Here is a 14,775-nt window from a genome sequence, read left to right on the forward strand (position 1 = left end):
ATCGTGCCGATCGCCATGGAAGAGAAGCTGCGCTTCGCTATCCGTGAAGGCGGCCGCACCGTCGGGTCCGGCGTCGTCTCCAAAATCGTCGAGTAAAACGCTCACACCGCTACGCGGCGCGGGCCCAAGGGCAGCGCGCCGCGTCGCAGTTCAAATGGAAGCTTCGACATGAATGGTCAGAATATTCGCATTCGGCTGAAGGCCTTCGATCACCGGGTCCTCGATAATTCGACCCACGAGATCGTCAATACGGCCAAGCGCACCGGTGCCCAGGTTCGGGGTCCGATCCCGTTGCCGACGCGAATTGAAAAATACACCGTGAACCGTTCGCCGCACATCGACAAGAAGAGCCGCGAACAGTTCGAGATCCGGACCCACAAGCGTCTTCTGGACATTGTGGACCCGACTCCTCAGACGGTCGATGCGCTGATGAAACTCGATCTCGCCGCCGGCGTGGATGTCGAGATCAAGCTTTAACGGCGCCAAAGAAGAAGGTTTGAACCCATGCGTTCAGGAGTGATCGCACAGAAGCTCGGGATGACCCGGATCTTCACCGAAGACGGAAATCACGTCCCGGTGACCGTGTTGAGCCTCGAGAAGTGCCAGGTCGTCGCCCAGCGCCACCAGGATAAGCACGGTTATACCGCGCTTCAGCTTGGTGCCGGCTCGGCGAAGGTAAAGAACGTCACTCGTGCCGAGCGCGGGCACTTCGCAGTTGCGAAGGTCGAGCCCAAGCGCAAGGTGGTCGAGTTCCGTGTGTCGGAAGACAATCTGATCGATGTCGGCGCTGAGCTGCTGGCCGATCATTTTACTCCCGGCCAATATGTAGACGTGACCGGTACCTCGATCGGTAAGGGCTTTGCCGGCGCCATGAAGCGCCACAATTTTGGCGGCCTGCGTGCCTCGCACGGTGTTTCGATTTCGCACCGCTCGCATGGTTCGACCGGTCAGTGCCAGGATCCCGGCAAGGTGTTCAAGGGCAAGAAGATGGCCGGTCACATGGGCGCTGCCCGTGTCACCACGCAAAACCTCAAGGTCGTCAAGACCGATGTGGAGCGCGGCCTGATCATGGTCGAAGGTGCGGTGCCCGGTTCCAAGGGCGGCTGGATCACCATCCGTGACGCGGTCAAGAAGTCTGCTCCGGAAGGTGCACCGCTTCCCGGCTCGTTCCGGGTCGACGCCGCTGCTGCTGCCCCGGCTGCCCAGGCTCCGGCTGAAGAGGCCCCGGCCAACGGGGGAGATGAATAATGGATCTCAACGTCACCACTCTTGAAGGCAAGGCGGCTGGCAAGGTCTCTGTTGCTGACGAAGTGTTCGGTCTCGAACCGCGTCCCGACATCCTGCAGCGTATGGTGCGCTATCAGCTTCTGAAGCGCATGGCCGGCACTCACGACGTGCAGAACCGCAGCGAAATCCGCGGCACCACGAAGAAGTTCGTGCGCCAGAAGGGTTCGGGCGGTGCACGTCACGGCAACCGCAAGGTCAATCTGTTCCGCGGCGGCGGCCGGGCCTTTGGTCCCACTCCGCGCAGCCACGCGATCAATCTGCCGAAGAAGATCCGTGCCCTTGCCCTTAAGCACGCGCTGAGCGCCAAGGCCCAGGCCGGCGATCTGATCGTGCTGGAAAAGGCCGAAGCCAAGGACGCCAAGACCGGCGCGCTGCGGACTGCCTTTGCCAAGCTGGGGCTGGGCAATGCGCTCGTCATCGATGGTACGGAAGTGAACGAGAATTTCTCGCTCGCTGCCCGCAACATTCCGAATGTCGATGTGCTGCCGGCTCAGGGCATCAACGTTTACGACATTTTGCGGCGCGACAAGCTGGTTCTGACCAAGGCTGCGCTGGAAGCGCTGGAGGCTCGGTTCTCATGAGCGACATCAAGGCTTACGACATTATCCGCAATCCGGTCGTGACCGAAAAGTCGACCTACGCCTCGGAAAACAACCAGGTGGTGTTCGACGTAGCGATCGATGCGTCCAAGCCCGAGATCAAGGCCGCCGTCGAGCAGCTTTTCTCGGTCAAGGTGGCCGCGGTGAACACGCTGGTCCGCAAGGGCAAGCAGAAGATGTTCCGCCGCGTCAAGGGCCGCCGCGTGGACGTGAAAAAGGCAATCGTGACGCTTGCCGAAGGCCAGTCGATCGACGTGACGACCGGTCTTTAAGGCGAGGGGAAGTAGTTAGATGGCTCTGAAGCAATATAATCCCCGGTCCCCTGGTCAGCGTGCGCTGATCGGTATCGACCGCTCCCAGCTGTGGTCCGGCGGCCCGGTCAAGAAACTGACTGAAGGCCTGACCTCCAAGGGCGGCCGCAACAACCGTGGCCGGATCACCCAGCGTCGCCGTGGTGGCGGTGTGAAGCGCGCCTATCGTCTGGTTGACTTCAAGCGCAACAAGTACGACGTCGAGGCAACCGTCGAGCGGCTCGAATACGATCCGAACCGGACTGCCTTCATTGCGCTGATCACCTATTCGGATGGCGAGCAGGCTTACATTTTGGCGCCGCAGCGTCTGGGCGAAGGCGACAAGGTCGTTTCTTCGCGCGGTGCTGTCGACGTCAAGCCGGGCAATGCGATGCCGCTTGAGCGGATGCCGGTTGGCACCATCGTGCACAATGTCGAGATGAAGCCGCTCAAGGGTGGCCAGATTGCTCGCTCCGCCGGGACCTACGTCCAGTATGTGGGCCGCGACCAGGGCATGGCGATCCTTCGTCTCAACTCCGGCGAACAGCGCCTGGTGCATGGTTCGTGCATGGCGACCGTCGGTGCGGTTTCGAACTCAGACCACGGCAACACCAATCTGGGCAAGGCCGGGCGTTCGCGCTGGCTGGGCCGTCGCCCGAGCGTTCGCGGTGTCGCGATGAACCCGGTCGACCACCCGCATGGTGGTGGTGAAGGCCGTACTTCGGGTGGCCGTCATCCGGTGTCGCCCTGGGGTCAGCCGACCAAGGGCAAGCGCACCCGCAAGAACAAGTCGACGGACAAGTTCATCGTCCGGTCGCGCCATCAGAAGAAGGGACGGTAGTCGACATGACTCGTTCTGTTTGGAAAGGCCCGTTTGTCGACGGGTATATGTTGAAGAAAGCCGACAAGGTTCGGGAAGCGGGCCGCAACGAGGTCATCAAGATCTGGTCGCGCCGTTCCACCATCCTGCCGCAGTTCGTCGGCCTGACCTTCGGTGTCTATAACGGGCAGAAGCACGTTCCGGTGCTGGTGACCGAAGACATGATCGGGCACAAGTTCGGCGAATTCGCGCCGTCCCGGACCTATTACGGCCACGCCGCCGACAAGAAGGCGAAGAGGAAGTAACGATGGGCAAGCAGAAGCGCGAGCGCACGCTCAAAGACAACGAAGCGCGCGCCGTTCGGAAAATGCTCCGGACGAGCCCGCAGAAACTGAACCTGGTGGCCTCGTCGATCCGCGGCAAGAAGGTTGAGAAGGCGCTCGCCGAGCTCGCCTTTTCGCCCAAGCGGATTGCCGGCGAAGTCAAGAAGACGCTCGAAAGCGCGATCGCCAATGCCGAGAACAATCACGGTCTCGACACTGACGCGCTCGTGGTTGCTGAAGCCTATGTGGGCAAGGCCCTGGTGATGAAGCGTTTCCGTCCGCGGGCCCGTGGCCGCGTCGGCCGGATCGAGAAGCCTTTCTCGCATCTCACCATCGTCGTGCGCGAACATGAGGAGGCCGTGTAATGGGCCAGAAAGTCAATCCGATCGGTCTGCGCCTCGGCATCAACCGAACCTGGGATTCCCGCTGGTTCGCCGGCAAGGGTGAATATGGTTCGCTGCTACAGGAAGATCTCAAGATCCGCGAGATGCTTGAGAAGGAACTGAAGCAGGCTGCGGTCTCCAAGATCGTCATCGAGCGCCCGCACCGCAAGTGCCGCGTGTCGATCCACACTGCCCGTCCGGGCATCGTGATCGGCAAGAAGGGCGCTGACATCGAGAAGCTGCGCCAGAAGATCCGCAAGATCACCGACAGCGACGTTCATGTGAACATCGTGGAAGTGCGCAAGCCGGAAATCGACGCCACCCTCGTTGCGCAGGGCATTGCCCAGCAGCTCGAGCGTCGTGTTGCTTTCCGCCGGGCCATGAAGCGTGCCGTGCAGACCGCGATGCGCATGGGTGCCCTGGGCATCCGCGTCAATGTCGCCGGTCGTCTTGGCGGTGCCGACATCGCGCGTACCGAATGGTATCGCGAAGGCCGCGTTCCGCTTCACACCCTGCGCGCCGATATCGACTATGGCACCGCGGAAGCGGCGACCACTTATGGCGTGATCGGCATCAAGTGCTGGATCTTCAAGGGCGAAATCCTTGAGCACGATCCGATGGCCCACGAGCGCCGCGCCACTGAAGGCGCCGGTGATGGTGGACAGCAGCGCCGTCAGCAGGCCCCCGCGAGCTAAGGGATACCAGAGATGCTGCAACCGAAACGGACCAAGTTCCGCAAAATGCACAAGGGCCGCATCCATGGTGTGGCCAAGGGCGGTACCGCGCTCAACTTCGGCTCGCACGGCCTCAAGGCCCAGGAGCCCGAGCGTATCACTGCCCGTCAGATCGAGGCGGCTCGCCGCGCGATGACCCGTCACATGAAGCGTGCCGGTCGCGTGTGGATCCGGATCTTCCCGGATGTGCCGGTTTCCAAGAAGCCGACCGAAGTCCGCATGGGTAAGGGTAAGGGCTCGCCGGAATATTGGGCGGCCAGAGTGAAGCCGGGCCGGATCATGTTCGAAATCGACGGTGTTCCCGACGATGTCGCGCGTGAAGCCCTGCGTCTGGCGGCAATGAAGCTGCCCGTGAAGACCCGCGTTGTGACGCGGATCGAGAACTAAGAGGCGGACCGATGAAGGCGAGTGACGTACGGACCAAGACGGTCGACGAGCTGGGCGACGAACTGACCGCGCTGAAGAAGGAGCAGTTCAATCTGCGCTTCCAGCGTGCCACCCAGCAGCTTGAAGACTCCGCGCGGGTGCGGCAGGTGCGCCGCGATATCGCGCGCATCAAGACCATTCTGCGCGAAAAACGCGCAGCGAGCGAATAAGGGTTTCCGCAAATGCCGAAGCGAGTTTTGCAGGGGACCGTTGTCTCCGACAAAAACGACAAGACGGTTGTGGTGCGCGTCGAACGGCGTTTCACCCATCCGCTTCTGAAAAAGACCGTGCGGCGGTCCAAGAAGTACCAGGCCCATGACGCCGAGAATTCGGCGAAGATTGGCGATACGGTGCTGATCGAGGAATGCGCGCCGATCTCGAAAAACAAGCGTTGGACAGTCGTTCCGGCTAACTGACCGGTAACTGTCTGGGAATAAAGGAATTCGGTCTGTTGGGGTGAGCCTGGCAGACCCGAAGAGAAAAGGCATCAGTCATGATTCAGATGCAAACAAATCTCGATGTGGCCGATAATTCCGGCGCACGTCGTGTTATGTGCATCAAGGTGCTGGGCGGCTCCAAGCGCAAATATGCGTCCGTGGGCGACATCATCGTGGTGTCGGTCAAGGAAGCCATCCCGCGCGGTCGTGTGAAGAAGGGCCAGGTGATGCGTGCTGTCGTCGTGCGGACTGCGAAAGATATTCGCCGTCCCGATGGCACCGTGATCCGGTTCGACCGCAACGCCGCGGTTCTGGTGAACACCAACAAGGAGCCCGTGGGCACCCGTATCTTCGGGCCGGTACCGCGTGAACTCCGTGCCAAGAACCACATGAAGATCATCTCGCTCGCGCCGGAGGTGCTGTAACCATGGCTGCGAAGATCAAAAAGGGCGATCGCGTTTTCGTTCTGACAGGCAAAGACAAGGGCAAGACCGGTCAGGTCCTGCAGGTTCTGCCGTCCGAAAACCGTGCCGTCGTCCAGGGCATCAATCTGGTGCGCAAGCATCAGCGTCAGACCGCTGACCAGGAAGGCGGCATCTTCACCCGTGAAGCGCCGATCCACCTGTCGAATATCGCTCTGGCCGATCCCAAGGAAAACAAGCCGACCCGCGTCGGTTTTCAAGTCAAGGACGGCGCCAAGAAGCGCGTCGCCAAACGTTCCGGAGAAGTGATCGATGGCTGAGGCATATATTCCGCGCCTGCGCTCACAGTATCTCGACACCATTCGTGCCGGGCTGACCGAGCAGTTCAACTACAGCAATCCGATGATGGTGCCGCGGCTCGAGAAGATCGTCCTCAATATGGGCGTCGGCGATGCCGTGAGCGACACCAAGAAGGTGCGCTCTGCAGCTGAGGACCTGGCGAAGATCGCCGGTCAGAAGCCGGTTGTGACCCATGCACGCAATTCGATTGCCGGCTTCAAGGTTCGCGAAGGCATGCCGCTTGGCGCCAAGGTGACCCTGCGCAAGACCCGGATGTACGAATTCATGGATCGTCTGGTGAACATTGCTCTGCCGCGCGTGCGAGACTTCCGTGGTCTCAATCCCAAGAGCTTTGACGGCCGGGGCAATTTCGCCATGGGCATCAAGGAACACATCGTGTTCCCGGAAATCAATTACGACCAGGTCGACCAGATCTGGGGGCTCGACGTGATCGTGTGCACCACCGCCACGACCGACGAGGAAGCGCTTGCGCTGCTTCGGGCCTTCAATTTCCCGTTCCGCCAGTAGTCGGCGCGGACAGGAACCTTTGAAAGGGATTATCAATGGCTAAAGTTAGCGCCATCGAGAAGAACAAGCGCCGTCGCAAGCTCGCCAAGCAGTATGCCGGCAAGCGCGCTGCGCTCAAAGCAATTGCCAAGGACTCCTCGCTGTCGATGGAAGAGCGGTTCCAGGCCCAGCTCAAGCTGGCCGAACTTCCGCGCAATTCCTCGCCGGTGCGTATTCGCAACCGGTGCGAAGTGTCCGGGCGTCCGCGCGGTTTCTATCGCAAGCTGAAGATGAGCCGTGTGGCCCTGCGCGATCTTGGCTCCAAGGGGAAAGTCCCCGGTATGGTCAAGTCGAGCTGGTAAGGAGCGATTGAGATGAATCTGACTGATCCTCTTGGCGATATGCTGACCCGTATCCGCAACGCACAGATGCGGAACAAGACCAGCGTGTCGACCCCGGCTTCCAAGCTCCGGGCCCGTGTGCTGGACGTGCTGAAGTCCGAGGGCTTCATCCGCGGCTATTCGCGCACGGATTTCGAGAACGGGACTGCCGTGTTGGATATCGAGCTGAAATATAACGACCAGGAGCCGGTGATCCGCGAAATCAAGCGCGTTTCCAAGCCGGGCCGCCGGGTCTATGCCTCGGTTAAATCCATTCCGCAGGTCGCCAACGGCCTCGGTGTGTCGATCCTGTCGACCCCGAAGGGTGTCATGGCCGACCACGAAGCGCGGTCGCAGAATGTAGGTGGCGAGGTTCTCTGCCAGGTCTTCTAAGAAGGCGAGGGCAGGGAATTGAGCAGAACGAAACGATTGAACCGGGAAAGCAGATAAGATGTCGCGTATTGGCAAAAAGCCGATTGCACCGGTGGATGGAGTGACCGTCACCATCGACGGTCAGACAGTGTCCGCAAAGGGCCCGAAGGGCGAGTTGAGCGTTGAGCTCGTGGATCTCGTCAAGGTCGAACAGACCGATGAAGGCGTGGTCGTCACTCCGCTGGGTGAATCGAATGAAGCACGTGCGGCCTGGGGCATGTCCCGGACCCTCGTCCAGAACATCGTGACCGGCGTGAAGGATGGCTTTGAGAAAAAGCTGGCCATCACCGGCGTTGGTTACCGCGCGCAGATGCAGGGTTCGAGCCTCAAGCTCGCACTTGGCCTGTCGCATGACGTGGTGTTCGAGCCGCCTGAAGGCATCGAGATCGCGGCGCCGCAGCAGACCGAAGTTGTTGTGTCGGGTATCGACAAGCAGCTGGTCGGTCAGGTCGCGGCCAACATCCGCGAATTCCGTCCGCCTGAGCCTTACAAGGGCAAGGGCATTCGCTACGCAGACGAATATATCTTCCGCAAGGAAGGCAAGAAGAAGTAAGGACGCCGGAAATGGCCTACAGCAATAAAGGTATGGAACGCCGCAAGGCTCGCGTCCGCCGCTCCATTCGGCTGCGTGCCAATGGCCGTCCGCGGTTGAGCGTGTTCCGTTCCGACAAGAACATTTATGCCCAGGTGATCGACGACAAGTCGGGCCGTACGGTGGCCCAGGCTTCCACGCTCGACAAGGACCTCAAGGGCAAGGTCGGGAATGGCAGCAACCAGTCGGCTGCGGTCGAAGTGGGTAAGCTCGTCGCCGAGCGGGCCGTCAAGGCTGGTGTCAGCGAAGTGATTTTTGATCGCGGATCCTATCTGTATCACGGCCGGGTCAAGGCCCTGGCCGATGCAGCCCGCGAAGCCGGCCTGAAGTTCTAGGGCCGAAACACAGATTTCGAGAAGAGAGCTGGTTTAGCAATGAGAGACGTTCAAGAGCGCGACAGCGAATTTGTCGACCGCCTGGTGCACATCAACCGCGTCGCCAAAGTGGTGAAGGGCGGCCGGCGTTTCGGCTTTGCCGCGCTTGTCGTGGTCGGCGATCAGAAGGGCCGTGTCGGGTTTGGTCACGGTAAGGCCCGTGAAGTGCCCGAGGCCATCCGCAAGGCAACCGAGCAGGCCAAGCGCCAGATGATCCGTGTTCCACTTCGTGAAGCGCGTACGCTGCATCATGACGTGTCGGGCCGCCACGGCGCCGGCAAGGTTCACCTGCGTGCGGCTCCGGCCGGTACCGGCATCATCGCCGGCGGCCCGATGCGCGCCGTGTTCGAGACCCTGGGCATTCACGACATCGTCGCCAAGTCGCAGGGCTCCGCGAACCCGTACAACATGATCCGGGCGACTTTCGATGCCCTCAAGACCGTCGACAGCCCCCGTTCGGTGGCCGCTCGCCGTGGTCTCAAGGTGTCGGACATCCAGGGTCGTCGTCGCGAACAGGACGCCAGCGAGAACGCCTAAGGCGGGACGCTTGACGGAGTAGAACCATGGCTGACAAGACCGTAACCATCGAGCAGACTGGCTCCCCGATTCGCCGTACGGCTGACCAGCGTGCGACCCTGATCGGGCTCGGGCTCAACAAGATGCACAAGCGCACTACGCTTCAAGACACGCCGCAGGTCCGCGGCATGATCAACAAGGTTGCGCACCTCGTCCGCGTCGTCGACGAGAGCAAGTAAAGGAATACGTCATGCGATTGAATGAGATTGCAGACAACCGTGGCGCCACGCCCGATCGCAAGCGCGTCGGCCGTGGTATCGGTTCGGGCAAGGGCAAGACCGGTGGCCGTGGTGTCAAGGGTCAGAAGTCCCGTTCAGGCGTCGCCATCAAGGGGTTCGAAGGCGGGCAGATGCCGCTGCACATGCGGCTGCCGAAGCGCGGCTTCAACTCGCCGTTCGGCAAGAAGTACAACACGGTCAAGCTCAGCCGTATCCAGGCGGCGATCGACGCCGGCAAGCTGGATGCCAAGGGCTTCATCGACGCCGAGGCACTCGTCAAGTCGGGCGTGATCCGTCGCGCCAAGGACGGCGTGCGGCTCGTGGCCGGTGGTGATTTCTCGGCCAAGAAGGTGTCCTTCAAGGTCGCCCATGCGTCCAAGGGCGCAATCGAAGCCATCGAGGCGGCCGGTGGCCGTGTCGAGGCGGTGGACGGCAAGGCCGCCGACGCCGAATAGTCCAATCCTCTAGCGGAATAGCGCAGGACGTTTCCTTATGGCATCGGCAGCGGAACAACTCGCCCGCAATCTCAGCTTTTCGACCTTTTCGAAGGCAAAAGACCTCCAACAGCGCATCCTGTTCACCCTGGGTGCGCTTTTGGTCTATCGGCTGGGTACCTTCATCCCCATTCCCGGGATCGATCCCGATGCTTTTGCGGCGACCTTTGACCAGGCGCAGCAGGGTATTCTGGGCATGTTCAACATGTTCGCCGGCGGTGCCGTCGAGCGTATGGCGATCTTTGCCCTCAACCTGATTCCCTACATCACGGCCTCGATCGTGATCCAGGTGCTTGCCACCACCATTCCGACCCTTGAGCAGCTCAAGAAGGAAGGTGAGCAGGGCCGCCGCAAGATGAACCAGTACACGCGCTATCTGGCCGTGGCGTTCTGTGCGGTGCAGGCCTATGGCATTGCCGTGGGTCTCGAGGCCAGTGACGGCGTTGTGACCGATCCGGGCTGGTTCTTCCGCCTCTCGACCGTCATTACGCTGGTGGGCGGGACCATGTTCCTGATGTGGCTCGGCGAGCAGGTGACTGCGCGCGGGGTAGGGAACGGCATTTCGCTGATCATTTTCGCCGGTATCGTGGCGAGCCTGCCGACCGCGGTCGTGCAGACCCTGGAATTGAGCCAGACCGGTGCTCTGCCGGGCTTCATGGCCTTCCTTTTGCTGGTGCTCGGCGTTGTGGTCATTGGCGTGATCGTGTTCTTCGAACGCGCCCAGCGCCGGCTGTTGATCCAGTATCCAAAGCGACAGCAGGGCAACCGCATGTTCGGGGGCGACACCTCGCATCTGCCGCTGAAGCTGAACACCTCGGGTGTTATCCCGGTGATCTTCGCGTCTTCGCTGCTGTTGCTGCCGGCAACGTTTGCAAGCTTCGCCGCCTCGGGGCAGGCGCCGGGCTGGCTGACTTTCACGACCGCCTTGCTCGGCCGTGGCCAGCCGCTCTATCTGTTCCTTTACGGTGCGCTGATCGTCTTCTTCGCGTTCTTCTACACCTCGATCGTGTTCAACCCGACCGAGACGGCGGACAATCTGAAGCGTTCCGGCGGGTTCATTCCCGGCATCCGTCCGGGTGAACGCACCGCCCAGCATATCGATTATGTGCTGACCCGCATCACCGTGATCGGTGCGATCTATCTGATGATCGTCGCGCTCATCCCGGAAGTGCTGTTGAGCAGCCTCAATGTTTCGGCCTTCCTGGGCGGCACGTCGCTGCTCATCATGGTGACGGTGACGCTCGATACCGTATCGCAGGTGCAAAGCCATCTGATTGCCCAGCAGTATGAAGGGCTCGTGAAGAAACAAAGGCTCGGGGGACGCCGTCGATGAGACTGATCCTTTTGGGACCGCCGGGCGCCGGGAAGGGCACCCAGGCCGACTTCCTGATCCAGGAATTCAAGCTGGCCCATCTATCGACCGGGGACATGCTGCGTGCCGCGATCAAGGCCGAGACCCCGCTGGGGCTGGCCGCCAAGGAAGTGATGGACCGCGGGGATCTGGTTTCGGACGAGATCGTGTGCGGCATCGTTTCCGAACGGCTCGATGCCCCCGATGCGTCGAATGGCTTCGTGCTCGACGGGTTTCCGCGGACCATTCCGCAGGCTGAAACCCTTGACGGCATGCTTGCCGAGAAGGACATGAACCTCGACGCCGTTGTCGAGATTCGCGCCGACGCCGACATTCTTGTCGACCGCATCGTCAAGCGGGCGCAGGAAAGCGGCGGTGCCCGTTCGGACGACAATGAGGAAGTGCTGCGCAAGCGCCTTGATGTCTACGAAGAAAGCACGGCGCCGCTCGTGGCCTATTACCGCGAGAAGGGATTGCTCAAGACCGTCGACGGCATGCAGTCGATCGATGAGGTCAAGGCAGCGATCCGGTCGGCGCTCGGCGCCTGACAAATCGAACTCTAGGTGCGGCGGCCAGTTGACTTCGCCATCGCATCTCGTTTATGAACCGCCAGTCACACGCATAGTGAGGGACTGGGCTTGGTTCTCTTGAATCGACAAGGGATCGGCGACCGGTCCTTTGTTGTTGCGTTAATTCGGGCCAGAACAGTGCCCGCGAGAGCTGAGGAGTGATCGGACGTGGCACGTATTGCTGGCGTCAACATCCCGACGAACAAGCGCGTAGAAATCGCGCTTCAGTACATTCACGGGATTGGGGCGAAAAAAGCGTCGGAAATTTGCGACAAGGTCAACATTCCGCGCGAACGCCGCGTCAATGAGCTTTCGGATGCTGAAGTGATTCAGATCCGTGAGACCATCGACCGCGACTATCTGGTTGAAGGCGATCTGCGCCGTAGTGTGGCGATGAACATCAAGCGCCTCATGGACCTGGGGAACTATCGTGGCCTGCGGCATCGCCGTGGCCTGCCGGTCCGTGGTCAGCGCACCCACACCAATGCCCGTACCCGCAAGGGTCCGGCCAAGCCGATCGCCGGCAAGAAGAAATAATGAGTTTCGGCCCGGGGTTCGGGCCGGGACTTCGGTGGAGCCGCCTGCCGAAATGGCGGTGTTGAGATCGATCAGAGGATTGAATGGCTAGAGAAGCTGCACGCGTTCGCCGTAAGGAACGCAAGAATATTTCGTCCGGCGTTGCGCATGTGAACGCCACCTTCAACAACACCATGATCACCATCACCGATGTGCAGGGCAACACGATTTCGTGGTCCTCCGCCGGCACGATGGGCTTCAAGGGTTCGCGCAAGTCGACCCCTTATGCGGCGCAGGTTGCGGCTGAAGACGCCGCCAAGAAGGCGCAGGATCATGGCATGAAGACCCTCGAGGTCGAAGTGCGCGGCCCGGGTTCGGGGCGCGAATCCGCATTGCGCGCACTGCAGGCCGCTGGTTTCACCGTGACCAGCATCCGGGATGTCACGTCGATCCCGCACAACGGTTGCCGCCCGCGCAAGAAGCGCCGGGTCTGATTCGCGCCTTTGGCTGCCGCTCCCGGCAAATCGGGGGCGGCTTCGAATTCTATGCGGCAAGCGGCTTCAAGTGCCGCGTTTTTGAAAGGGCTTAATCCATAATGATCCAGAAAAACTGGCAGGAGCTGATCAAGCCGACGAAGCTGGACATTGTACCGGGCAGCGATCCGTCGCGCTTGGCCTCGATCGTCGCCGAGCCGCTGGAACGCGGCTATGGCCTGACCCTGGGCAACGCGTTGCGCCGTGTGCTGCTGTCGTCGCTGCAGGGCGCGGCCGTGACCGCGGTGCAGATCGACGGTGTTCTGCATGAGTTTTCTTCGGTCGCCGGGGTGCGTGAGGACGTGACCGACATGGTCCTCAACATCAAGGAAATCGCCATCAAGATGGGTGGCGACGGTCCGAAGCGTCTCAGCCTCACCAAGCAGGGCCCGGGCACTGTGCTCGCCGGCGATATCGCGGTTTCCGGCGATATCGAGATCCTCAATCCTGATCTTGTTCTGTGCCATCTCGATGATGGTGCCGAGCTGAACATGGAATTCACCGTCGATGTCGGCAAGGGCTATGTCCCGGCTGACCGCAACCGGCCTGAAGACGCACCGATCGGCTATATCCCGGTCGATGCGCTGTATTCGCCGGTCAAGCGCGTGTCTTACAAGGTCGAGAACACCCGTGAGGGCCAGGTTCTCGATTATGACAAGCTGTCGCTTACGGTTGAAACCGATGGTTCGATCACCCCGGAAGACGCTGTGGCGTTTGCTGCGCGTATCGTCCAGGACCAGCTGACGGTGTTCGTCAACTTCGAGGAACCCGAGAAGGAAGCGATCGAGGAATCGACCCCGGAGCTCGCCTTCAACCCGGCGTTGCTCAAGAAGGTCGACGAGCTCGAGCTTTCGGTTCGCTCGGCAAACTGCCTGAAGAACGACAACATCGTTTATATCGGCGACCTGATCCAGAAGACCGAGGCGGAAATGCTTCGCACGCCGAACTTCGGCCGCAAGTCGCTGAACGAGATCAAGGAAGTGCTGGCGCAGATGGGTCTGCACCTGGGCATGGATGTGTCCAGCTGGCCGCCTGAGAATATTGAGGAACTCGCCAAGCGCTACGAAGATCACTACTGATCTCGAGCGCCAGGCGGAGCGTGTCCAGGAAAAGTGCGAAGCGGTTTTTCGGTTCGGGCGCGCGATTAACGAAGGTTGAGGGCATCGGGATTGCACATAGTCAATTCCGGATGCCTTAGAGGACTGACAGGAGTTAAGAGATGCGTCACCGCAAAGCAGGGCGCAAGCTGAACCGGACGGCGAGCCATCGCAAGGCGATGTTCGCGAACATGGCCGCTTCGCTGATCAAACACGAGCAGATCGTGACCACCTTGCCCAAGGCCAAGGAACTGCGTCCGGTCGTCGAAAAGCTTATCACGCTGGCCAAGCGCGGCGATCTTCATGCGCGCCGTCAGGCCGTTGCGCGCATGCGCGACGAAGCCATGGTCCACAAGCTGTTCGAAACCCTCGGCCCGCGTTACCAGGACCGTCCGGGTGGCTATTGCCGGATCATGAAGGCTGGTTTCCGCCACGGCGACAATGCGCCGATCGCCGTGATCGAGCTCGTTGACCGCGATCCGGCTGCCAAGGGTGTCGATTCCGGCCCGACCGCCGACGCGCGCGAGGAAGAAGCCGACGCCGCATAAGGCCGGGCTTCACGACCGAATTGAAAAGGGCGGTGCCAATGGCACCGCCTTTTTTTGTTGTTACGCTGGCCGACCAGTGCTTGTTGCGGAGCAAGGCCGGCAGGCTCCCCCGCCCCATACCGGCATTCCCGGCCAGCCCGCCGGGCGAGGCAAAATCATCCGGGGTAGCACGCAAATGAGCAACCGCCTACGCCCTCACCCTGAGGTGCGAAGCGGAGCGGAGCCTCGAAGGGCGAGGGCGGCTCAGTGGCCCTCCGGCACTTCGAGCACAGCTCTACGGGCGTTGAGCGGGCAATCTCTCCGCTGGAGAGATTGCTGGTCCCGCCTCACCCTTCGAGGGTCGCGCCAGTGGCGCTCCCGCCTCAGGATGAGGCTGGAGATTGTGTCTCGACGTTCCAACACACTCCGCCATCATCACCCGGTTCAGCCGGGTGATCCATGGGAGGAAGCCAGATGGACCACCCGAACAAGTCGGGTGGTGACGGTGGCGAGTTGGGCACGCGCGATGCCCAACCCACTTGCTCTTGT

The 14,775-nt window shown here is 61.1% G+C and carries 28 protein-coding genes; all 28 read left to right on the forward strand.

Annotated elements, in window-relative coordinates; genetic code table 11:
• A partial coding sequence (locus G489_RS22130; RefSeq protein WP_455423263.1) for an EF-Tu C-terminal domain-related protein occupies window positions 1–96 on the forward strand: 96 nt, incomplete at its 5' end.
• A 72-nt stretch (window positions 97–168) separates the two neighbouring features.
• Window positions 169–477 (forward strand): 30S ribosomal protein S10, encoded by a 309-nt coding sequence (rpsJ, locus tag G489_RS0100010; protein ID WP_029039778.1) that lies wholly within the window; start codon window positions 169–171, stop codon window positions 475–477.
• 27 nt (window positions 478–504) lie between these two features.
• On the forward strand, window positions 505–1,248 hold the full coding sequence (gene rplC, locus G489_RS0100015; RefSeq protein WP_029039779.1) for a 50S ribosomal protein L3: 744 nt from the start codon (window positions 505–507) through the stop codon (window positions 1,246–1,248).
• Complete coding sequence (rplD, locus tag G489_RS0100020) at window positions 1,248–1,868, forward strand: 50S ribosomal protein L4 (RefSeq protein WP_029039780.1); 621 nt, start codon at window positions 1,248–1,250, stop codon at window positions 1,866–1,868. The genes rplC and rplD overlap by 1 nt, the downstream gene beginning before the upstream one ends.
• Complete coding sequence (locus tag G489_RS0100025) at window positions 1,865–2,158, forward strand: 50S ribosomal protein L23 (protein ID WP_029039781.1); 294 nt, start codon at window positions 1,865–1,867, stop codon at window positions 2,156–2,158. The genes rplD and G489_RS0100025 overlap by 4 nt, the downstream gene beginning before the upstream one ends.
• A 19-nt stretch (window positions 2,159–2,177) precedes the next feature.
• Window positions 2,178–3,017: a 50S ribosomal protein L2 gene (rplB, locus tag G489_RS0100030; RefSeq protein WP_029039782.1), complete on the forward strand. Its 840-nt coding sequence runs from the start codon at window positions 2,178–2,180 to the stop codon at window positions 3,015–3,017.
• Between the two features lie 5 nt (window positions 3,018–3,022).
• Window positions 3,023–3,301, forward strand: coding sequence for a 30S ribosomal protein S19 (rpsS, locus tag G489_RS0100035; RefSeq protein ID WP_029039783.1), 279 nt, complete (start codon window positions 3,023–3,025; stop codon window positions 3,299–3,301).
• A gap of 2 nt (window positions 3,302–3,303) precedes the next feature.
• Window positions 3,304–3,684 (forward strand): 50S ribosomal protein L22, encoded by a 381-nt coding sequence (gene rplV / locus G489_RS0100040; protein WP_035871064.1) that lies wholly within the window; start codon window positions 3,304–3,306, stop codon window positions 3,682–3,684.
• Complete coding sequence (gene rpsC, locus G489_RS0100045) at window positions 3,684–4,397, forward strand: 30S ribosomal protein S3 (RefSeq protein WP_029039785.1); 714 nt, start codon at window positions 3,684–3,686, stop codon at window positions 4,395–4,397. Before rplV ends, rpsC begins: the two co-directional genes overlap by 1 nt.
• Window positions 4,398–4,409: 12 nt before the next feature.
• Window positions 4,410–4,823: a 50S ribosomal protein L16 gene (gene rplP / locus G489_RS0100050; protein ID WP_029039786.1), complete on the forward strand. Its 414-nt coding sequence runs from the start codon at window positions 4,410–4,412 to the stop codon at window positions 4,821–4,823.
• Between the two features lie 11 nt (window positions 4,824–4,834).
• Window positions 4,835–5,032 (forward strand): 50S ribosomal protein L29, encoded by a 198-nt coding sequence (gene rpmC, locus G489_RS0100055; protein WP_029039787.1) that lies wholly within the window; start codon window positions 4,835–4,837, stop codon window positions 5,030–5,032.
• A 12-nt stretch (window positions 5,033–5,044) separates the two neighbouring features.
• Window positions 5,045–5,278, forward strand: coding sequence for a 30S ribosomal protein S17 (gene rpsQ, locus G489_RS0100060; RefSeq protein WP_029039788.1), 234 nt, complete (start codon window positions 5,045–5,047; stop codon window positions 5,276–5,278).
• 77 nt (window positions 5,279–5,355) lie between these two features.
• Window positions 5,356–5,724 (forward strand): 50S ribosomal protein L14, encoded by a 369-nt coding sequence (gene rplN / locus G489_RS0100065; protein ID WP_029039789.1) that lies wholly within the window; start codon window positions 5,356–5,358, stop codon window positions 5,722–5,724.
• 2 nt (window positions 5,725–5,726) lie between these two features.
• A complete protein-coding gene (rplX, locus tag G489_RS0100070) occupies window positions 5,727–6,041 on the forward strand; it encodes a 50S ribosomal protein L24 (RefSeq protein WP_029039790.1) in 315 nt (104 codons plus the stop codon).
• The gene (rplE, locus tag G489_RS0100075; RefSeq protein ID WP_035871065.1) at window positions 6,034–6,588 is read left to right on the forward strand and encodes a 50S ribosomal protein L5; all 555 of its coding nucleotides are present in this window, start codon (window positions 6,034–6,036) and stop codon (window positions 6,586–6,588) included. Before rplX ends, rplE begins: the two co-directional genes overlap by 8 nt.
• A gap of 35 nt (window positions 6,589–6,623) precedes the next feature.
• Window positions 6,624–6,929, forward strand: a complete 306-nt coding sequence (gene rpsN / locus G489_RS0100080; RefSeq protein WP_029039792.1) for a 30S ribosomal protein S14 — start codon at window positions 6,624–6,626, stop codon at window positions 6,927–6,929.
• A gap of 12 nt (window positions 6,930–6,941) precedes the next feature.
• Entirely contained in the window at window positions 6,942–7,340 is a 399-nt protein-coding gene (gene rpsH, locus G489_RS0100085; RefSeq protein WP_029039793.1) for a 30S ribosomal protein S8, read from the forward strand.
• A 58-nt stretch (window positions 7,341–7,398) separates the two neighbouring features.
• A complete protein-coding gene (rplF, locus tag G489_RS0100090) occupies window positions 7,399–7,932 on the forward strand; it encodes a 50S ribosomal protein L6 (RefSeq protein ID WP_029039794.1) in 534 nt (177 codons plus the stop codon).
• A gap of 11 nt (window positions 7,933–7,943) precedes the next feature.
• Window positions 7,944–8,306, forward strand: a complete 363-nt coding sequence (gene rplR, locus G489_RS0100095) for a 50S ribosomal protein L18 (RefSeq protein ID WP_035871066.1) — start codon at window positions 7,944–7,946, stop codon at window positions 8,304–8,306.
• A gap of 39 nt (window positions 8,307–8,345) precedes the next feature.
• On the forward strand, window positions 8,346–8,882 hold the full coding sequence (gene rpsE / locus G489_RS0100100; protein ID WP_029039796.1) for a 30S ribosomal protein S5: 537 nt from the start codon (window positions 8,346–8,348) through the stop codon (window positions 8,880–8,882).
• 26 nt (window positions 8,883–8,908) lie between these two features.
• Window positions 8,909–9,100: a 50S ribosomal protein L30 gene (gene rpmD / locus G489_RS0100105; RefSeq protein ID WP_029039797.1), complete on the forward strand. Its 192-nt coding sequence runs from the start codon at window positions 8,909–8,911 to the stop codon at window positions 9,098–9,100.
• A gap of 11 nt (window positions 9,101–9,111) precedes the next feature.
• Window positions 9,112–9,594 carry a 50S ribosomal protein L15 gene (rplO, locus tag G489_RS0100110; RefSeq protein WP_029039798.1) on the forward strand — a complete coding sequence of 161 codons (483 nt, stop codon included), beginning with the start codon at window positions 9,112–9,114 and terminating at the stop codon, window positions 9,592–9,594.
• Window positions 9,595–9,631: 37 nt separating this feature from the next.
• Window positions 9,632–10,966, forward strand: coding sequence for a preprotein translocase subunit SecY (gene secY / locus G489_RS0100115; RefSeq protein ID WP_029039799.1), 1,335 nt, complete (start codon window positions 9,632–9,634; stop codon window positions 10,964–10,966).
• Entirely contained in the window at window positions 10,963–11,532 is a 570-nt protein-coding gene (locus tag G489_RS0100120; protein ID WP_029039800.1) for an adenylate kinase, read from the forward strand. The genes secY and G489_RS0100120 overlap by 4 nt, the downstream gene beginning before the upstream one ends.
• Window positions 11,533–11,721: 189 nt before the next feature.
• Entirely contained in the window at window positions 11,722–12,090 is a 369-nt protein-coding gene (gene rpsM / locus G489_RS0100125) for a 30S ribosomal protein S13 (RefSeq protein ID WP_029039801.1), read from the forward strand.
• Window positions 12,091–12,173: 83 nt separating this feature from the next.
• A complete protein-coding gene (gene rpsK / locus G489_RS0100130; protein WP_029039802.1) occupies window positions 12,174–12,563 on the forward strand; it encodes a 30S ribosomal protein S11 in 390 nt (129 codons plus the stop codon).
• A 101-nt stretch (window positions 12,564–12,664) separates the two neighbouring features.
• Window positions 12,665–13,681, forward strand: coding sequence for a DNA-directed RNA polymerase subunit alpha (locus G489_RS0100135; RefSeq protein ID WP_029039803.1), 1,017 nt, complete (start codon window positions 12,665–12,667; stop codon window positions 13,679–13,681).
• A 140-nt stretch (window positions 13,682–13,821) separates the two neighbouring features.
• The gene (gene rplQ / locus G489_RS0100140; RefSeq protein WP_029039804.1) at window positions 13,822–14,247 is read left to right on the forward strand and encodes a 50S ribosomal protein L17; all 426 of its coding nucleotides are present in this window, start codon (window positions 13,822–13,824) and stop codon (window positions 14,245–14,247) included.
• Window positions 14,248–14,775 lie beyond the last annotated feature (528 nt).

This window comes from Cucumibacter marinus DSM 18995 (assembly GCF_000429865.1).
GTDB classification, from domain to species: Bacteria; Pseudomonadota; Alphaproteobacteria; order Rhizobiales; family Devosiaceae; genus Cucumibacter; species Cucumibacter marinus.

Bases quoted from the DNA above. Each gene is read 5' to 3' on its own strand.
- rpsJ (WP_029039778.1), top strand. From the start codon at position 169: ATGAATGGTCAGAATATTCGCATTCGGCTGAAGGCCTTCGATCACCGG.
- rplC (WP_029039779.1), top strand. From the start codon at position 505: ATGCGTTCAGGAGTGATCGCACAGAAGCTCGGGATGACCCGGATCTTC.
- rplD (WP_029039780.1), top strand. From the start codon at position 1,248: ATGGATCTCAACGTCACCACTCTTGAAGGCAAGGCGGCTGGCAAGGTC.
- G489_RS0100025 (WP_029039781.1), top strand. From the start codon at position 1,865: ATGAGCGACATCAAGGCTTACGACATTATCCGCAATCCGGTCGTGACC.
- rplB (WP_029039782.1), top strand. From the start codon at position 2,178: ATGGCTCTGAAGCAATATAATCCCCGGTCCCCTGGTCAGCGTGCGCTG.
- rpsS (WP_029039783.1), top strand. From the start codon at position 3,023: ATGACTCGTTCTGTTTGGAAAGGCCCGTTTGTCGACGGGTATATGTTG.
- rplV (WP_035871064.1), top strand. From the start codon at position 3,304: ATGGGCAAGCAGAAGCGCGAGCGCACGCTCAAAGACAACGAAGCGCGC.
- rpsC (WP_029039785.1), top strand. From the start codon at position 3,684: ATGGGCCAGAAAGTCAATCCGATCGGTCTGCGCCTCGGCATCAACCGA.
- rplP (WP_029039786.1), top strand. From the start codon at position 4,410: ATGCTGCAACCGAAACGGACCAAGTTCCGCAAAATGCACAAGGGCCGC.
- rpmC (WP_029039787.1), top strand. From the start codon at position 4,835: ATGAAGGCGAGTGACGTACGGACCAAGACGGTCGACGAGCTGGGCGAC.
- rpsQ (WP_029039788.1), top strand. From the start codon at position 5,045: ATGCCGAAGCGAGTTTTGCAGGGGACCGTTGTCTCCGACAAAAACGAC.
- rplN (WP_029039789.1), top strand. From the start codon at position 5,356: ATGATTCAGATGCAAACAAATCTCGATGTGGCCGATAATTCCGGCGCA.
- rplX (WP_029039790.1), top strand. From the start codon at position 5,727: ATGGCTGCGAAGATCAAAAAGGGCGATCGCGTTTTCGTTCTGACAGGC.
- rplE (WP_035871065.1), top strand. From the start codon at position 6,034: ATGGCTGAGGCATATATTCCGCGCCTGCGCTCACAGTATCTCGACACC.
- rpsN (WP_029039792.1), top strand. From the start codon at position 6,624: ATGGCTAAAGTTAGCGCCATCGAGAAGAACAAGCGCCGTCGCAAGCTC.
- rpsH (WP_029039793.1), top strand. From the start codon at position 6,942: ATGAATCTGACTGATCCTCTTGGCGATATGCTGACCCGTATCCGCAAC.
- rplF (WP_029039794.1), top strand. From the start codon at position 7,399: ATGTCGCGTATTGGCAAAAAGCCGATTGCACCGGTGGATGGAGTGACC.
- rplR (WP_035871066.1), top strand. From the start codon at position 7,944: ATGGCCTACAGCAATAAAGGTATGGAACGCCGCAAGGCTCGCGTCCGC.
- rpsE (WP_029039796.1), top strand. From the start codon at position 8,346: ATGAGAGACGTTCAAGAGCGCGACAGCGAATTTGTCGACCGCCTGGTG.
- rpmD (WP_029039797.1), top strand. From the start codon at position 8,909: ATGGCTGACAAGACCGTAACCATCGAGCAGACTGGCTCCCCGATTCGC.
- rplO (WP_029039798.1), top strand. From the start codon at position 9,112: ATGCGATTGAATGAGATTGCAGACAACCGTGGCGCCACGCCCGATCGC.
- secY (WP_029039799.1), top strand. From the start codon at position 9,632: ATGGCATCGGCAGCGGAACAACTCGCCCGCAATCTCAGCTTTTCGACC.
- G489_RS0100120 (WP_029039800.1), top strand. From the start codon at position 10,963: ATGAGACTGATCCTTTTGGGACCGCCGGGCGCCGGGAAGGGCACCCAG.
- rpsK (WP_029039802.1), top strand. From the start codon at position 12,174: ATGGCTAGAGAAGCTGCACGCGTTCGCCGTAAGGAACGCAAGAATATT.
- G489_RS0100135 (WP_029039803.1), top strand. From the start codon at position 12,665: ATGATCCAGAAAAACTGGCAGGAGCTGATCAAGCCGACGAAGCTGGAC.
- rplQ (WP_029039804.1), top strand. From the start codon at position 13,822: ATGCGTCACCGCAAAGCAGGGCGCAAGCTGAACCGGACGGCGAGCCAT.